15 protein-coding genes and 2 pseudogenes are annotated in these 15,610 nt (G+C 76.4%); 7 read left to right on the plus strand and 10 right to left on the minus strand.

Features of this window, described 5'->3' with window-relative positions; genetic code table 11:
* The first annotated feature begins 1 nt into the window (after position 1).
* The 3 genes from pcaDC (at position 2) to MF672_RS24460 (ending at position 2,969) form a co-directional block, all read left to right on the plus strand.
* Positions 2-1,087, plus strand: a complete 1,086-nt coding sequence (pcaDC, locus tag MF672_RS24450; protein ID WP_242383464.1) for a bifunctional 3-oxoadipate enol-lactonase/4-carboxymuconolactone decarboxylase PcaDC — start codon at positions 2-4, stop codon at positions 1,085-1,087.
* 85 nt (positions 1,088-1,172) lie between these two features.
* Positions 1,173-2,072, plus strand: coding sequence for a sigma-70 family RNA polymerase sigma factor (locus MF672_RS24455; protein ID WP_242383465.1), 900 nt, complete (start codon positions 1,173-1,175; stop codon positions 2,070-2,072).
* A gap of 168 nt (positions 2,073-2,240) precedes the next feature.
* The gene (locus MF672_RS24460; protein ID WP_242383466.1) at positions 2,241-2,969 is read left to right on the plus strand and encodes a TylF/MycF/NovP-related O-methyltransferase; all 729 of its coding nucleotides are present in this window, start codon (positions 2,241-2,243) and stop codon (positions 2,967-2,969) included.
* Between the two features lie 297 nt (positions 2,970-3,266).
* Here the strand turns inward: MF672_RS24460 and MF672_RS52215 are convergent.
* Positions 3,267-3,893, minus strand: a pseudogene (locus MF672_RS52215) (pyridoxal-phosphate dependent enzyme); the annotation flags it as partial.
* Between the two features lie 72 nt (positions 3,894-3,965).
* On the opposite strand from MF672_RS52215, the gene MF672_RS24470 reads away from it, so the two are divergent.
* Entirely contained in the window at positions 3,966-4,415 is a 450-nt protein-coding gene (locus tag MF672_RS24470; RefSeq protein ID WP_242383947.1) for an NUDIX hydrolase, read from the plus strand.
* A 127-nt stretch (positions 4,416-4,542) separates the two neighbouring features.
* Positions 4,543-6,672 carry a SpoIIE family protein phosphatase gene (locus MF672_RS24475; protein ID WP_247815408.1) on the plus strand — a complete coding sequence of 710 codons (2,130 nt, stop codon included), beginning with the start codon at positions 4,543-4,545 and terminating at the stop codon, positions 6,670-6,672.
* Positions 6,673-6,696: 24 nt separating this feature from the next.
* Here the strand turns inward: MF672_RS24475 and MF672_RS24480 are convergent, their stop codons facing one another.
* Complete coding sequence (locus tag MF672_RS24480; protein WP_247815409.1) at positions 6,697-8,028, minus strand: MFS transporter; 1,332 nt, start codon at positions 8,026-8,028, stop codon at positions 6,697-6,699.
* Positions 8,025-8,579: a Chromate resistance protein ChrB gene (locus MF672_RS24485; RefSeq protein ID WP_242382354.1), complete on the minus strand. Its 555-nt coding sequence runs from the start codon at positions 8,577-8,579 to the stop codon at positions 8,025-8,027. Before MF672_RS24485 ends, MF672_RS24480 begins: the two co-directional genes overlap by 4 nt.
* Positions 8,580-8,708: 129 nt before the next feature.
* On the opposite strand from MF672_RS24485, the gene MF672_RS24490 reads away from it, so the two are divergent.
* Positions 8,709-9,965, plus strand: a complete 1,257-nt coding sequence (locus tag MF672_RS24490; RefSeq protein ID WP_242382355.1) for a cytochrome P450 — start codon at positions 8,709-8,711, stop codon at positions 9,963-9,965.
* A 16-nt stretch (positions 9,966-9,981) separates the two neighbouring features.
* Here the strand turns inward: MF672_RS24490 and MF672_RS24495 are convergent, their stop codons facing one another.
* The 3 genes and pseudogenes from MF672_RS24495 to MF672_RS24505 all read right to left on the minus strand — a co-directional run.
* Positions 9,982-10,374 carry a VOC family protein gene (locus MF672_RS24495; RefSeq protein ID WP_242382366.1) on the minus strand — a complete coding sequence of 131 codons (393 nt, stop codon included), beginning with the start codon at positions 10,372-10,374 and terminating at the stop codon, positions 9,982-9,984.
* Between the two features lie 59 nt (positions 10,375-10,433).
* On the minus strand, positions 10,434-11,462 hold the full coding sequence (locus tag MF672_RS24500; protein WP_242382356.1) for a MaoC family dehydratase: 1,029 nt from the start codon (positions 11,460-11,462) through the stop codon (positions 10,434-10,436).
* 193 nt (positions 11,463-11,655) lie between these two features.
* Positions 11,656-12,975: pseudogene (locus tag MF672_RS24505) on the minus strand (MFS transporter); the annotation flags it as partial.
* On the opposite strand from MF672_RS24505, the gene MF672_RS24510 reads away from it, so the two are divergent.
* Positions 12,914-13,099 (plus strand): hypothetical protein, encoded by a 186-nt coding sequence (locus MF672_RS24510; RefSeq protein ID WP_247815410.1) that lies wholly within the window; start codon positions 12,914-12,916, stop codon positions 13,097-13,099. The pseudogene MF672_RS24505 and the gene MF672_RS24510 overlap by 62 nt on opposite strands.
* A 108-nt stretch (positions 13,100-13,207) precedes the next feature.
* On the opposite strand, the gene MF672_RS24515 is transcribed toward MF672_RS24510, so the two are convergent.
* The 4 genes from MF672_RS24515 to MF672_RS24530 form a co-directional block, all read right to left on the minus strand.
* Positions 13,208-13,867 (minus strand): class I SAM-dependent methyltransferase, encoded by a 660-nt coding sequence (locus MF672_RS24515; RefSeq protein ID WP_242382358.1) that lies wholly within the window; start codon positions 13,865-13,867, stop codon positions 13,208-13,210.
* Positions 13,864-14,637 (minus strand): phosphotransferase, encoded by a 774-nt coding sequence (locus MF672_RS24520; RefSeq protein ID WP_242382359.1) that lies wholly within the window; start codon positions 14,635-14,637, stop codon positions 13,864-13,866. The genes MF672_RS24515 and MF672_RS24520 overlap by 4 nt, the downstream gene beginning before the upstream one ends.
* Before the next feature lie 244 nt (positions 14,638-14,881).
* Positions 14,882-15,076 (minus strand): CsbD family protein, encoded by a 195-nt coding sequence (locus MF672_RS24525; protein ID WP_242382360.1) that lies wholly within the window; start codon positions 15,074-15,076, stop codon positions 14,882-14,884.
* A 66-nt stretch (positions 15,077-15,142) separates the two neighbouring features.
* Complete coding sequence (locus tag MF672_RS24530) at positions 15,143-15,604, minus strand: MarR family winged helix-turn-helix transcriptional regulator (RefSeq protein WP_242382361.1); 462 nt, start codon at positions 15,602-15,604, stop codon at positions 15,143-15,145.
* Positions 15,605-15,610: the final 6 nt, after the last annotated feature.

A 15,610-nucleotide genomic window follows, 5' to 3' on the forward strand; every position in this document is an offset into this window, starting at 1 on the left:
GATGCTGCAGCACGTGCTGGACGGGCCGGAGACCGGCGAGCCGCTGATCCTCGGGCCGTCGCTCGGCACGTCCCTGCGCCTGTGGGAGCCGCAGCTCGCCGCGCTGGCGCGCACGTTCCGGGTGCTGCGCTTCGACCTGCCCGGCCACGGCGGCTCCCCGCCCGCGCCCGTCGCCTCCGTCGGCGACCTGGCCGGGCTGGTGCTGGCGGCGGCCGACGCGGCGGGCTTCGCGAGCTTCCACTACGCGGGCGTCTCGATCGGCGGCGCGATCGGCGCGAGCCTCGCGCTGCGCCACCCCGGGCGGGTGCGGTCACTGGCGATGGTCTGCTCCTCGGCCCGCTTCGGCGAGCCCGAGGCGTGGCGCGAGCGGGCCCGGCTGGTGCGCGCCGAGGGCACCGGCCCGCTGCTGGAGGCGACGGCGGGGCGCTGGTTCGCCGGCCCGCCCGACCGGGCGCTGCTGGACGACCTGGCGGCGGCCGACCCCGAGGGGTACGCGGCCTGCTGCGACGCCCTGGCCGGTTACGACGTGCGCGGCGAGCTGGCCGCGATCAAGGCCCCCACCCTGGTCGTGGCGGGCCGCGACGACCCGGCGACGCCGCCCGCGCACGCCAGGGAGCTGGCCGACGGCATTCCCGGCGCGACGCTGGTCGAGCTGGCCGGCGCCGCCCACCTCGCCCCCGCCGACCAGCCGGAGCGGGTGACGGCGGCGCTGCTCGCCCACCTGCCGTCCGTGCCGGGCACGCGGGTGCGGCGCGAGGTGCTGGGCGACGCCCACGTGGACCGGGCCGCCGCCCGCACCACCCCGTTCACCAGGGACTTCCAGGACTTCATCACCCGCTACGCGTGGGGCGAGATCTGGACCAGGCCCGGCCTGGACCGGCGCACCCGGAGCTGCGTCACGCTGACCGCGCTGGTCGCCCGCGGCCACCTGGAGGAGCTGGCCATGCACGTGCGCGCCGCCCTCCGCAACGGCCTGACGCCGGACGAGATCGGCGAGGTGCTGCTGCAGAGCGCCGTCTACTGCGGCGTGCCCGCCGCCAACGCCGCCTTCGCCGTCGCCCAGCGGGTGCTGGCCGAGGAGGAGTGAGCCTGCTCACACTCCGGGCGTGAACGTCACATCCCGGACGCCGGGCCGCCTCTCAGAGGTGTACCCGGCACAGTGAGGAGCCCCGATGCCCGGCACCGACCCGACGGAGGTGTTCGCCGCCCACCGCGAGCTGCTGTTCTCCATGGTGTACAACATGCTCGGCAGCGTGTCCGACACCGAGGACGTGCTCCAGGAGACGTGGCTGGCCTGGGCGGCCCGCTCCGGCGACGGCGACCTGGCCGCCGTCGAGCACCCGCGCGCCTACCTGGTGCGGGTCGCCGTCAACCAGGCCCTCGCCCAGCAGTCGGCGCTGCGCCGCCGCCGCGAGTCCTACGTCGGGTCGTGGCTGCCCGAGCCGCTGCTCACCGGGCCGGCCGCCGACAAGCCGGCCGCCGACGGGCCGTCCGCCGACGGGCAGACTGCCGAGTCGGTGTCGCTGGCGATGCTGGAGACGCTGAGCCCGCTGGAACGCGCGGTGTTCATCCTGCACGAGGTGTTCGCCTACCGGCACACCGAGATCGCCGCCCTGCTCGGGCGCAACCCGGCCGCGGTGCGGCAGCTCGCGCACCGGGCGCGCGAGCACGTGCGGGCCCGCCGCCCCCGCCGCCGGGTGGACGCCAGGACGCAGCGCGAGGTGACCGAGCGGTTCCTGGCGGCGGCGTTCGGCGGCGACCTGGAGGCGCTGCTGAAGCTGCTCGCGCCCGAGGTGACGCTCTGGTACGACGGCGGCGCCGACCGCCCGGCGCGCCCCGTCCACGGCGCGGACAAGGTGGCCCGGGTGCTCACGGGCACCGCGGCCCGGCTGGCCGGCGCGGCGGAGGTCCGCTACCGGGAGGTCAACGGCGACCCGTCGGCGGTGGTGTTCGTCGCGGACGCCCCGTACGCCGTGATGGTCGTGGACCTGACCCCGGACGGCACCCAGGTCAGCGGCGTCTACACGGTCGGCGACCCCGGCAAGCTCGGCCACGTGCGCGAGGACGGCTGACCGCCACGAACCATGCTGGACGCCAGCTTTACCGGGCGAATGCGGACGAGCCGGTGACGGAGGGGCGCCGCGGCGACCATACTGCTACCGGTAATCCAGCGTGGCCCGCACCCCACCCTGACTGATTCGCCGCGCCCGCGCGCGGTCGTACGCAGAAGGGGTCGTCACATGACAGAGAACACGTTGGCCGGCGAGACGTGGCTGCGGGGCGCCACCGGCGAGTGGCCGGAGCTGAGGGACAAGGTCACCTATCCCTCCCGCGCCCAGGTCCTTGAGCTGGCCGTGCAGCTCTCGCGGGCGGTGCCCGGCCACATCGTGGAGTTCGGCGTCTGGAAGGGCCACTCCACCCGGGTCATCAGGGACGAGCTGTGGCGGGCCCGGCTGTGGGACCGCCGGCAGCGCCGCAAGCGCATCTACGCCTGCGACTCCTTCCAGGGGCTGCCGGAGGGCTACGAGAACCTGCCGGCCGGCACCTTCGCCACGCCCGTGCCGCGGCTGAGCGGGGTGCGCGTGGTCGAGGGCTTCTTCGCCGACTCGCTGACCGCCGGGCTGGCCGCCGAGGTGGGCCGGGTCAGCCTGGCGCACCTGGACGCCGACCTGGAGTCGGCCACGGCGTGCGCGCTGGACTGGGTGACGCCGCTGCTCTCCGACGGCGCGCTGCTGCTGTTCGACGAGTTCTGCGGGGAGGACCCGGCCGAGTGCCGGGCCTTCGAGGAGTGGAGCGCGCGCACCGGCGTGCGGACGACGCTGGTGGCGTTGTTCGGCAGGGAGCCGAGCGGCAAGGGCGGCATGACCGACCGGCGGGCGCTGTTCCAGGTGATCGGCGCCCGCCGGGTCAGGAAGGCTCCGCCGCTGCTCCCGGTCCGGCTGCGGCGGCGGCTGGCGGCTCGCTGGTGAGCCAGCCGGCGTACCGGGAGGCGAGCAGGCCGGGCAGGCCGCCGGTGTGCACGAACACGATCCGGGTGCCCTTCGGGGCCTCGCGCGCGGCGGCGAACAGGCCGGCCATCGCCTTGGCGGTGTAGACCGGGTCGAGCAGCAGGGCGTCCGTCCGCGCCGCGGCGCGCAGCGCGGCGAGGGCGGCGTCGGTCGGCGCGCCGTACCCGTCGCCGGCCTGCCCGGTGTCCAGCCGGCACCGGCCGCGCGGGCGGGCAGCCCGGCGACGGCGGCGGCCTCTGCGGCCAGCTCCTGGACGGCGTCCGCCAGGCCGGGACGGGCGCCGACGTCCACGCCGAGCACCTTGCCGTGGTCGCCGAGCCCGGCGGCCAGCCCCGCCTGCGTGCCGCCGGAGCCGGCGGCGACCACCACCAGGCCGGGGTCCAGCCGGCCGGCCAGCTCGCGGCCCACGTCCACGTAGGCGGAGGCGCCGAGCGGCGAGGAGCCGCCGATCGGGATCGCGCAGGGCCGCCGGCCCCGCGCGGCCAGCTCGCGGGCGCGCTCCTCGATGGCGGCCTCCATCGCGGCGTACGGCAGCGGGCCGCCGTCCAGCCAGCGGATGGCGGCGCCGAGCACGCGGTCGAGCAGCAGGTTGCCGCTGTCGTCGCCGGGGGTGAGCAGCAGGTCGCAGCCCAGCCCGGCGATGTTGGCGGCGGCGGCCGCCATCCTGGCGTGGTTGCTCTGCGCTCCCCCGCCGGTCACCAGGTGGTCGCAGCCCCGGGCGAGGGCGTCGGCGACGATCACGGCGAGCTTGCGGGCCTTGTTGCCGCCGCCCGCGAGGCCGGTCAGGTCGTCGCGCTTGACCCACAGGTCGCCGGGCCCGAGCCCGAGACGCCGGGCCAGGCCGGGCAGCGGATGCAGCGGGGTGGCGGGCACCGGGAGGATCATCCGCCCATCGTGTCCGGGGCGCGGCGCACGGGCAAGCACCGCCGGCGGACGGCCGCGCCGTAGGGTTCAGGCATGACGAGCACGGAGCGGCACGACGCCGAGGTCCGGGAGGCTGTGGTCCGGGAGGCTGTGGTCCGGGAGAAGGTGGCCTGGGTCCTCGTCCGCGACCACCAGGTGCTGATGACCCGCTGCCACGGCCGGGAGGTGTTCTACTTCCCCGGCGGGATGCGCGAGCCCGGCGAGTCGGACGCCCAGACCCTGGTCAGGGAGATCGACGAGGAGCTGCGGACGGCGATCGACCCGGCGACCATGGTGTTGTTCGGCACCTTCGAGGTCCCGCCCGACCGGCCGGGGCGGTCGGCCTTCCGGATGATCTGCTACACCGCCGGCCACCAGGGCCCGCTGACGCCGGCCAGGGAGATCGCCGAGAAGGCCTGGCTCGGGTACGCCGACCGGCACCGGGTGTCCCCCGTGGACTCCCTCGTCTTCCAGTCCCTGTACGACGGCGGCCTGCTGCGGTGACGGGCGCCTGCCTGTCCTGAACGCAAAGTGACTGACTCGTTACGTGTCTGCGTGTATCCTGCCCGTATGGGGGGTTTGATACTGCTTTCGTGCTCACCGAGCGTGAGTACGGGAACGGGCTGAGGCGTTGCGGGAGGACACCGCACCGCCGCCGGGGCCACAACGCCTGGACAATCTGCTGGTCCAGGCGATCACCCGCACGGGCGCCCACATCGGCGCCGTGTACCTCCTGGCCGACGACGGCCGGATGTTGCTGATGGACGTCCAGCTCGGCATGCCCGCCCCGGTCGCCATGGCCTGGGCCCGGCTGCGGCTCAACGACCCCGTCCCGATCGCGGCGGCCGTCCGCGACGACTGCCTGGTCTGGATCTCCGGACGCGAGGACCTGGCGCGGCAGTTCCCGGCGTCCGCGCTGTCGCTGCCCTACCACTTCGCGGCGGCCGTCTGCCCGATCCGGGGCGGCGGCCGCACGTGGGGCGCGCTGCTGCTGCTCTGGCCCGCCGGCCGCGCCCGCACGCTGTCGCGGGCCCAGCTCGACGCCGTGGAGGCGAGCTCGTCCGCCCTCGGCGACGTGCTGCGCGAGGGGGACGCGCGGGGCACGCCGATCACGCCCGGCCCCCGGCCCCGCATCCTCAACCCGCGCCCGGCCCGCTCCACCGACCCCGACGCCCACCTCGTGGCGCTCGGCTGCCTCAACCGGCTGCCCGAGGGCTACTGCGCGCTCGACGTCGAGGGCCGTGTCGTGCTCGTCACCGAGCCCGCCGCCCACCTGCTGTCCGTGCACGCCGCCGACCTGCGCGGCAGACGCCTGGACGAGGCGCTGCCCTGGCTCGACGACCCCGTCTACGAGGACCGCTACCGGGCCGCCGTGGTCAGCAGGAGAGCCACCACCTTCACCGGCCGCAGCCCGGCGGGACGGCTGCTGACCTTCCGGCTCTTCCCCGGCCTGACCGGGATCACCGTGCGCGTCACGGACACCGGGACGGGCGGCGACCCGGCCGGCGGCGGCACCGGCGACCGGGTGCCGCAGACCCCCGGCGACCGGCCCGGCCGGGTCATCGCGCTGCACGAGATGTTGCACCTGGCCACCACCCTCGCCCGGGCCGTCACCGCGCAGGAGGTCATCGACCTGGTCGCCGACCACGTGATGCCGGTCTACGACGTGCAGGCGCTGGCCATCCTCACCACCAAGGGCGGGCGGATGCGGGTCGCGGCCTCGCGCGGGTACAGCCGGCAGGCCGTGGACGACTTCGACGGGCGGCCGGTCATCCCGCCGCTGCCGGAGCGGCAGGCCCACGACGCGGCGAAGCCGGCCTTCTTCGCCACGCCCGAGGAGCTGCGCGAGACCTACCCGGACGCCATCACCTCCGACGACATGAAGGCGTGGGCGTTCCTGCCGCTGATCACCTCCGGGCGGCCGTTCGCCACCTGCATCCTGGCCTACGACCGCCCGCACCGCTTCAGCGTGGACGAGCGGGCCACGCTCACCGCGCTCGCCGGGCTGATCGCGCAGGCGTTCGAGCGGGCCCGGCTCTACGACGTCAAGCACCAGCTCGCGCAGTGCCTCCAGTCGAGCCTGCTGCCGCGCACGCTGCCCGAGATCCCCGGCCTGGACCTGGCCGCCCGCTACGTCCCCGCCACACCGGGCATGGACATCGGCGGCGACTTCTTCGACCTCATCCGGCTCAGCGACACGCAGGCGGCGGCGGTGATCGGCGACGTGCAGGGCCACGACGTGACCGCCGCCGCGCTCATGGGCCAGGTGCGCACCGCCATCCACGCCCACGCCACCGCCGGGGCCTCCCCCGGCGAGGTGCTGGCGCACACCAACCGGCTGCTCGTCGAGCTGGCGCCCGACCGCTTCACGAGCTGCCTGTACGCCAGCCTCGACCTGGAACGGCACACCGCCTGCCTGGCCAGCGCCGGCCACCTGCCGCCGCTGCTCGGCCGGCCGGGCGAGCCGACCCGGGTCGTCGAGACCACCGCCGGTCTGCTGCTGGGCATCGACCCGGAGGCCGAGTACGCCACGCTCGACCTCGACCTGCCGGCCGGCGCCGTCCTCACCCTCTACACCGACGGCCTCATCGAGCAGCCGGGCCTGGACCTCGGCGACGCCATCGCGGACCTGGCCGAGCGCTTCAACCCGACGCGGGGCGGGGCGCTGCGGGACCTCGCGGAGTCGCTGATCGAGCCGGCGGCGCTGGAGCAGCGCACGGACGACATCGCCGTCCTGCTCCTGCGCTGCTCCGGCCGCTGACCCGCCACAGGGTTCCCCGGCGGGTCAGGGGCGGGGGCGGTGGCGGCCGGGGAGCAGGGCGGCGGGGGCGAGGGCCAGCAGGGCGGCGAGCGCCGCGAACCCGGCCGCCGGCCCCGCGGCGGTGGCGACCGCCGCCACGAGGAGTGGCCCGCCCGCGTCGCCCGCCTCTCGGCCCAGCTCGGCGGCCCCCATGGTCTGCCCGATCCGCTCCGGCGGGGTGGAGGCGGCGAGCGCGGCGAAGCCCAGCGGCGTGATCAGCCCGGTGCCCGTCCCGATGAGCACCGCCGCCCCGAGCATCCCGGCCACGCCCAGCGCTCCCGCCCCCGCTGACGCGGGAGTGGCGAGCGCTGATCCGGCCGCGCCGGCCGCGAGCCCGGCGGCCGTCATCCCGAGCCCTGCGGCCAGCCCCGCCCGTACGGTGACCCGGCCCGCGTCGAGGGCGCGCCCGGCGAACGGCTGGACCACGGCGGCGCACGCAGCCAGCACCGACACCGCGGCCCCGGTGGCCACCGTCCCCAGCCCGGCCGCCGCCCCGCTGACCGGCAGGAACCCGACCCCGGCCGACAGCGCGGCCGTGGCCGCGGCCAGGACCGCCACCGGCTGCCAGAACGCCCGGTCGGCCAGCCGCCGCGCCAGGTCCAGCACCGTCTGCCGGGCCTTCGGCAGCGGCGGCACGTGCGGCACCGCCACCGCCGCCCACACCGCGACCCCGGCGGCGAGCACCGCCATCACCCCGAACAGCAGCCGGAGGCCGCCCGCCCAGGTGAGCACGCCGCCGAGCAGCGGCCCCAGCGTGTACCCCATGCTCTTGTGGAAGCCGTAGCCGCCGAACGCCCGCCCGCGCCGGGCCGCCGGGTTGAGCCGGGCGACCAGCGCGGCGGCCGACGGCGAGAACGCGGAGGCGGCCGCCCCCTGCCCGAGGCGGGCGGCCCACAGCAGGCCGGGGCTGCCGGCCAGCGCGTACAGGGCCGAGGCGAGGGCGAAGGCGGCCAGGCCGCCGAGCAGCACCGGCCGCGCGCCGACGCGGTCCGACAGGGCGCCGAAGAGGGGCTTCAGCAGGATCTCGACGCCGTCGTAGAGGGCCAGCAGCCCGCCGAGCACCAGCAGCGAGGTCACCGCGTCCGGCGAGAGCGCGCCGAGGTTGGCGGCGACCCCGTGCGCGCCGAACGCCGTGGTGAACCCGGCCGCGTAGAGCGGCCACATCACCGCCCGCGAGCCGGCGCGCGCCGCCCCGCCCGCCCCGCCCGCCCCGTCCGCTCCGCCGGCCCCGCCCGCCCCGCCCGCCCCGTCCGCTCCGTCCGCCCTGCCCGGGGCGGCCGGGGTGTCGTCCCCGCCCGGGGCGCCGCCGGAGGTCACGGGGTGGTCCCCGGCGACTGGTGGAGCGCGGCGAAGACACGTTCGGCGTAGTCCTCGCAGGCCGCCGCGCACTCGGCGAGCCGGCGGGCGGCGCGCTCGGCGTCGGGGCTGCCGAAGACGTCGCGCGCGGCCAGGGCGCGGTGCCAGCGGCGCAGCCGTTCCAGGGACTGCTCCTCCTCCTCCAGCTCGGCCAGCGTGAGCTTGGCCTGGCGGATCTCCTTGGCCAGCTCCTCCTCGAACGTGCCGCAGTCGGCCAGGAACTCGGCCCAGTCCTCGCGGCGGGCGGCGGCGAACATGGCGCGCAGCCGCGCGGAGTCCGCGGGGGTGCGCCCGGTGGCGTCGAGCACCGTCACCTCGCCCCCGGCCGCGGCGGCGAGGTCGACGGCGCGGGCCAGCCCGTCGGCGAACACCGGCACGTCCGGGACGGTCCAGGCGCCCTGCCCGAGGGAGACGGCGCCGAGGCGGCGCAGCTCGCGCCACACCGCCACCCGGTGCCGGGAGGGCCCGGCGGGCAGCCGGACCAGCAGCACGACCCAGCGTGAGTCCGTCACAGCGCCGAATGTAGCACTTGTTACATCGATGCGTCAGGGGGCCGGGCGCGGCGGGCGTCGCATGGGTCCGGCGCGCCGCGGGAATCCCCATTACGCCCGTACACCCGCATGTCGCCGGGAGGCTCAGCCGTGGCCACGACCATGACGTCCGTGGAGGAGGCGGGGCGCTGCCTCGCCACGCCCGCCGCGTACACCGACGAGGCCCGCCTGCACGAGGCCCTGGCGCTGCTGCGCCGGGAGGCCCCCGTGCACCGGGTGGAGACGCCCGGTTACCGCCCTTTCTGGGCCGTGACCCGGCACGCCGACGTGCTGGAGATCGAGCGGGACAACGAGCTGTGGCTGAGCGCCCCGCGCCCGGTGCTGCGCCGGGCCGAGGTGGACGCCGCCCTGGACGCGCAGCGGGCGCGCGGCGGCGGGCTGCGGACGCTCGTCCACACCGACGAGCCCGAGCACGGCGCGCTCCGCGCGGTCGGCGCCGACTGGTTCCGCCCCAAGGCGATGCGCGCGCTGGAGACCCGGGTGCGGGAGCTGGCCAGACGGTACGTGGACCTGCTGGCCGAGCACGGCGGCCGGTGCGACTTCGCGCTGGAGGTCGCCGCGCACTACCCGCTGCACGTCATCCTGTCGCTGCTCGGCCTGCCGGAGTCGGACTTCCCGCTGATGCTGCGGCTGACGCAGGACCTGTTCGGCCAGGACGACGAGAGCCGGCGGCGCGGCGCGGGCGCGGCGGCCCACACCTCGGTGCTGGCCGACCTGCTCGCCTACTTCCACGAGCTGACCGCCGCCCGGCGCGCCCGCCCCACCGGCGACCTCGCCTCCGCCATCGCCAACGCCCGCGTGGCCGGCCGGCCGCTCAGCGACGCCGACGCCGCCTCGTACTACGTCATCATCGCCACGGCCGGGCACGACACCACCAGCTCCACGATCGCGGGCGGGCTGGAGGCGCTGATCCGGCACCCGGGCGAGCTGCGGCGGCTGCGGGAGGACCCGGGGCTGCTGCCGTCGGCGGCCGAGGAGATGATCCGGTGGGTGAGCCCGGTGAAGGAGTTCATGCGCACGGCCAGGGCGGACACCGCCGTGCGCGGGACGCCGGTCGCGGCGGGCGAGTCGGTGCTGCTGTCGTACCCGTCGGCGAACCGGGACGAGGAGGTGTTCGGCGACCCGTTCCGCTTCGACGTGGGCCGCAGCCCGAACCGGCACCTGGCGTTCGGCGCGGGCGTGCACTTCTGCCTGGGCGCGATGCTGGCCCGCATGGAGATCCAGGCGCTGTTCGCCGAGCTGCTGCCCCGGCTGGCGGAGGTCGGGCTGGACGGCGAGCCCGCCTGGCTGGCCACGACGTTCGTGGGCGGCCTCAAGCGGCTGCCCATCCGTTACACCCTGCGCTGAGCGGGCGGGCCGGCGCTCAGCGCTGGTCGCGGCGCAGCGGGTGGTCGGGCGGGATCTCCACCAGGACGAGGCGGTGGCCGTCCGGGTCGGCGATCCACAGCTCGATCAGCCCCCACGGCTCGGTACGGGCCTCGCGCAGCACGGTGACCCCGGCCCGGCGCAGGCGTTCCTCCTCGGCGGCCACGTCGCGCACCTGGAGCCACAACGACACCGCGGCTCCGGAGCCGCCGTCGCCGTCGTGGCGTCCCGACAGCTCCAGGAACCCCTGGCCGAGGAAGAACACGGTGCCCGGGTGCTCCGGGGGGCCGAACTCGCGGTAGACGGCCAGGCCCAGGGTCTCGGCGTAGAAGCGGCGGCTGCGCGCGGGATCCCGCGGGCGCAGCAGCACGCGGCTGCTCAGCACCTCCATGCCCGCACCCTTCCCGCCGGCGCGATCCCCCACCCCTCGCTCCTCGGCCGGCCGCCGGCTCAGGCGAACACGGCGACGAAGCGCCAGTCCAGGACGTCGCGCCGCGCGCCGTCGTCGCCGGTCGCCGCGACCAGCGACCGCAGGTGCGCCAGCCCCCCGCCGCCGGGCAGCGGCTCGGCGCGCTCCACGAGCACCTCGCTGGACAGCGTGTCGCCCTCGTGCACCGGCCCGAGGTGGTCGCAGCCGTGCCAGGCGACCACGGTGACCAGCTCCGGCAGCGCGCGGACGGCCTGCGACAGGGCCAGCCCGATGGTGTGCCCGCCGTACACCAGCCGCCGCCCGCCCGCGGCGTCGTGGTGCGCCCGCGCGAGATTGAGAGTGAGCCGGGCCAGCTCGGGGGCGGCCGACACCACGTCGCCGCCGGTGACCAGCCGCCGCTCGCCCGCCCGCAGCCCGGCGAGGTGGCGGCCGGGCACGAGCTCGGCGTAGCGGCCGAGCCGCCAGCCCGCCACCGCCGCCGCGAGGTCGCCGGCCGGTTCCCCGCCGATCGCGTCGAGGTCGTCGTCGTGCGCGCCGTTCCGGGCGGTGCGGGCGTCGGGGTCGCGCAGCGGCAGCATCGCGCAGCGCCAGAAGTCGAGGACGGGGCGGCCCTCCTGGTCCTCGGTGGTGATCCGCAGGGCCGCGAGACCGGTCGGGCGGCGGCCCGGGCGGGGCCGGTTGCGGCGCAGCGCGACGACCTCCGTACGGGTGCGCAGCGTGTCGCCGATCACCGGGAAGCGGCGGAAGGCGAGCCCCCGGTAGAACAGGTTGGCCTTGACGTGGTGGGTGACCAGCGTGGACTGGCCGATCGCGACGTCCCACACCAGCGCGGGGTGGGCCAGGGGCGGGCCGCCGGTGACCTGCCCGCACAGGTGGGCGTCGAGCGGCAGCCGCAGGCGGTCGCCGCAGATCGCCTGGTGGACGGCGGCGTGCCCGGCCGTCAGGGTGAGCCCCGGCGCGCCGTCGAAGACCTGCCCGGTCTCCAGCTCGTCGAAGTAGGGCCCCTCCGCCACCGTCGTCGCGCCCGCTCGGGCTCCCGCGTCGCTCACCGGTCAAGTCTCGCGCAGCCCGCGGCGCGCACGCGACCGGCCCCGTGGCGGCGCGCCCGCGACGGGCGCGCTCGCCAGGAGCCGGCCGGGAGGGACGGCGGGCCGCCGGCGTCAGGCGTTGACCAGTGCCGGGGGCTCGCTGGGGCGGGCGCGGCCGCCGTGCGGCGCGGCGGCCGCGCAGCAGGAGGAGAGCCACCACGGCGGCGGCGAGCACCCCGGCCATGGCGCCCAGGAAGGCCGACGACATGGCCGCGTGGTAGGCGTCGCGGGCGACCGCGGCCAGGGCCGGGTCCTGGACGGCGGCGGCCACCGAGCGGCGCGCCTCCTCGGAGGCGGTGGCGGGCATGGCCGAGGCGTAGCCGCCGGTGGCCAGGCTGCCCAGGACGGCCACCCCGAGCGCGGCGCCGGCCTGCTGGATGGTGTTGTTGAGCGCCGAGCCGACGCCGGCCCGCTCGGCGGGGATCGCGCCCATCAGGGCGGTGACCGCCGACGGCGAGGCCAGGCCGCTGCCCGCGCCCAGCACGGCCTGGGCGATGGCGAGGGCCGCGAAGCTGTCGGCGGAGGAGAAGGCCAGCAGGCCGAACCCGGCCGCCATCACGAGCATGCCGAGCACGGCGGTGACGCGGTTGCCCAGTTTGGCGGCCACGCCGGCGCCGATCCCGTTGAAGGCCATGGAGGCGACGAACATCGGGATGAACGCCAGGCCGGCCTGCGTGGGCGTGTAGCCGAGGACGAACTGCAGGTACTGGGTGAGCACCAGCAGCAGGCCGCCGTTGCCGACCTGGACCAGCGTGAGCGACAGGCTGCCGCCGGCGAAGTCGCGGTCGGCGAAGAGCTTCAGCGGCACCATCGGGTGCGCGGTGCGCAGCTCCCAGACGACGAAGGCGCCCAGCGCGGCGACGGCGATGACCAGCGGGACCCAGGCGATGCCGTGCGCGAGCTCGTTCAGCGTCCACACCAGGGCGGACATGCCGGCCATGGACAGGACGGCGCCGATCGGGTCGGGCCTGGTCGCCGGGCCCCTGGACTCGGGCATGAGGGTCACGGCGGCGAGGACGGCCAGGGCGGCGACCGGGACGTTGATCCAGAAGACCGCCTCCCAGCCGAGCGAGGAGATCAGCGCGCCGCCGAGGACGGGGCCGCCGACCAGGCCGAGCACGCCGAAGGCGGCCCCGGCGGCGAGCGCCTTGCGGCGTTCGGCCTCGTCCGTGAAGACGGTGATCATGATGGACAGGGTGGACGGCATGATCAGCGAGCCGCCGACTCCCATGGCCACGCGGGCGGCGATGAGCTGGCCGGGGTCGGCGGCGAGCGTGCCCGCCAGGGAGGCCACGCCGAACAGGGTCAGCCCGATGACCATGATCCGGCGCCTGCCGTAACGGTCGGACAGGGATCCGCCGGTCAGCAGCAGGCCGGCGAAGACCAGCATGTAGGACTCCAGGATCCACTGGATGTCCTGCGCGCTCGCGCCCAGGTCCGCGGCCAGCGCGGGGACGGCGACGGTGAGCGCCATGTTGTCGATGACCAGGACGAGCGTGCTCAGGCAGAGCGAGATCAGGATCAGCCAGCGGCGGGGGTGCGGGTTCATCAGGGTCGGCCACCATTCGGGTGCGGAGGGCGCCGGTTCCCGGCGGTGAGCGCGGGTCCCGTTTCGTGGGATCCACGGTCGCCGACCGCGCTGACACCCGGCTGTCGCCGCCCTGATGTCGCCGCTGACGCCGCCGCCACACCAGGACGGCGGCAGGTTACGGGCGGCGGGCGCGCAGGGCGAGCACCATGGGGACGGGCCGCTCGCCCGGCTCCTCCGCCCGCTCGACCGCCAGCCCCGCCCCGACGAACGCGTTGAGCAGGTCGGCCAGCGGGACGTGGCTCATGCCGAGCCGGTCGCGCACCCCGCCCTCGCGCCACCACGGGGAACGCCGGTGCCAGCCCGTGGTGCGGTAGGTGGGGTGGATGACGACCGCGCCGTCCTCGCGGGGCTCGATGTGCGGGCCGTTGAAGCACGGGTGCACGCCGTAGAACAGCAGCAGGCCGCCCGGCCGCAGAACCCGCGCGGCCTCGCGCAGCACGGCGGGAAAGCCCGGGATGTCGGTGGAGACCCAGATCGCGGTCACGGTGGCGAACGTCGCGTCGGGGAACGGCAGCGCCGCCGCGTCACCTTGCAGCAGCGGCGCGCCGTCGCGGCGGCGGGCGCGGCCGAGCTGGTCGGCGGAGCGGTCGAGCCCGACCGGGGTGCGGCCGGTGGAGCGGATCGCGTCGAGGTAGAGGCCGGTGCCGCAGCCGAGGTCGAGGCAGAGGCCGTCGCCGGGGCCGAGCAGCCGCGCCACGTCGGCGATGCCGTCGCCCGCCGAGGCGCCGATGTACTCGTCGTACCACTCCGCAAGTCCGTCGTAGCGTGCGCTCATGACTCCTTGATAACGCGGGACGGGAGCGGGAAGCCGTCGAGTTCGCCCACGGCTTCATCGAGATCGTCGGCGACGCCCTGGCTCAGCAGCCGGGCGTGCAGCGGCTCGCCGGCCGCGCCCAGGCTGCGGATGCGGGCGGCGCGCTCGGCCATGCGGCTCCGGATGTCGGCGATGGCCGCGTCGGGGTCGCCCCGCCAGCCGTACGCGTCGAGGAACAGCCGCAGCCGCGCCGGGCGGGCGGCGAAGTCGGTGAAGCCCTCGGCGGCGGCCACGCGGCGGGCGTGCAGCGGGACCCAGGCCAGCGCCACCCAGGCCACGTCGGAGTCGACGGTGACGGGGCCGGCGAAGTCCCAGTCGAAGAAGCCGGCCAGGCGGCCCTCGTGCCAGGCGGCGTTGAACGGGCTGGCGTCGTTGTGCGCGATGATCAGGCCCGGCGACCAGCGCCCGCCGGTGCGCCAGCGGGCGTCGGGGGACGGCACGAAGTCCGCCACGGCCTCGTGGTAGGCGCGCAGCCAGCGGGCCACCTGGCGGAGGGTGTCCTCGGTCCTGGTCCACTGCGGCCAGACGCGGCGCCCGCCGAGGGTGTCGCCGTCGAGGTAGGTGAGGATCTCCCGGCCGTCGGCGTCGACGCCGAGGACGCGCGGCGCGCCCTCGAACCCCTTGGACTCCAGGTGCCGCAGCAGCTCGTGGACGGACGCCGTCCACGCCCGCACCGGCCGCCGGACCGTACGGCCGATGCGGATCGCGCCCGAGTCGTTGCCGCCTTCCATCGCCCCACCGCCAGCACGCGTGAACGGACCCGCCACCAGCACTATCGCCCATCCGGGGCCCTTCGCCTATGCCCCGGCCACCCCTGGCCGGAGAGGCCGAGGGGGCTGCCGGGGGCGGCGAGACCGGGGCGGGCGCGCCGACGGCCGCCGGCCGGCTGGGAAGCCGGAGGGCGGCCGTCGTGAAGCGGCGGGGCCGGCGCGCCGGGCGGGGTCATGACCGCCGGCGGCGGGCGTCAGGCGGGCGTCACTTCTTGAAGGCGTCCTTCACCTTCTTGCCCGCGTCCTTGACCTTCTCCCCCGCCTGCCGGAGGCTGCCCTCGGTCTGGTCGGCGCGGCCCTCGGCCTGGAGCCGCTCGTCGTCCGTGGCGTCCCCCAGGTTCTCCTTGGCGCGGCCCTTGAGTTCCTGAGCCTTGTTCGAGACCTTGTCCTCGGCGCTCATATCCGTGCCTCCTTCGTCGTCCCTCAGGAAGCTCTCCCCTTTCCCGGCAGCGGACCGGGAAACGCCTCAGTCCACGTCCACGTCGTCGAGGAGGCGGAGGAGGCGGGACAGGACGCGCAGGCAGGCGGCGATGTCGTCCGCGGACAGGTCGCCGCCGACGCGGCCGAGCACGGCGCGCTCGCGCGCCATCACGGCGTCCACGGCGGCGCGCCCCTCGTCGGTGAGCCGGACGAGGGAGGACTTCCGGTGCGCCGGGTTGGGCGCGAAGGTGACCAGGCCGCGCGCCGCCGCGTCGTTGGCCATGCGCTGCACGAACTGCCGGCTCAGCGCCTGCTCCCGCCCCATCTGCGGCACGGTCATCGGCCCGTGCTCGCGCAGCAGGTGCAGGACGGCGCGCACGCCGACCGACAGGCCCTCGATGGGGGCGTCCTGCTCGACCTTGCGCTGGGCCCGCCGGTACAGGGGTCCGACCAGGTCGAAGACCTCGGTGAGGCGGTCGGTGGGCCGTCCGGCGTCCGTGTCGTTCACCCGTCC

It is taken from the genome of Actinomadura luzonensis (assembly GCF_022664455.2).
Lineage (GTDB): Bacteria > Actinomycetota > Actinomycetes > Streptosporangiales > Streptosporangiaceae > Nonomuraea > Nonomuraea luzonensis.

Bases quoted from the DNA above. Each gene is read 5' to 3' on its own strand.
- pcaDC (WP_242383464.1), top strand. From the start codon at position 2: ATGCTGCAGCACGTGCTGGACGGGCCGGAGACCGGCGAGCCGCTGATC.
- MF672_RS24455 (WP_242383465.1), top strand. From the start codon at position 1,173: ATGCCCGGCACCGACCCGACGGAGGTGTTCGCCGCCCACCGCGAGCTG.
- MF672_RS24460 (WP_242383466.1), top strand. From the start codon at position 2,241: ATGACAGAGAACACGTTGGCCGGCGAGACGTGGCTGCGGGGCGCCACC.
- MF672_RS24470 (WP_242383947.1), top strand. From the start codon at position 3,966: ATGACGAGCACGGAGCGGCACGACGCCGAGGTCCGGGAGGCTGTGGTC.
- MF672_RS24495 (WP_242382366.1), bottom strand. From the start codon at position 10,374: ATGGAGGTGCTGAGCAGCCGCGTGCTGCTGCGCCCGCGGGATCCCGCG.
- MF672_RS24510 (WP_247815410.1), top strand. From the start codon at position 12,914: ATGTCCTGCGCGCTCGCGCCCAGGTCCGCGGCCAGCGCGGGGACGGCG.
- MF672_RS24515 (WP_242382358.1), bottom strand. From the start codon at position 13,867: ATGAGCGCACGCTACGACGGACTTGCGGAGTGGTACGACGAGTACATC.
- MF672_RS24520 (WP_242382359.1), bottom strand. From the start codon at position 14,637: ATGGAAGGCGGCAACGACTCGGGCGCGATCCGCATCGGCCGTACGGTC.
- MF672_RS24525 (WP_242382360.1), bottom strand. From the start codon at position 15,076: ATGAGCGCCGAGGACAAGGTCTCGAACAAGGCTCAGGAACTCAAGGGC.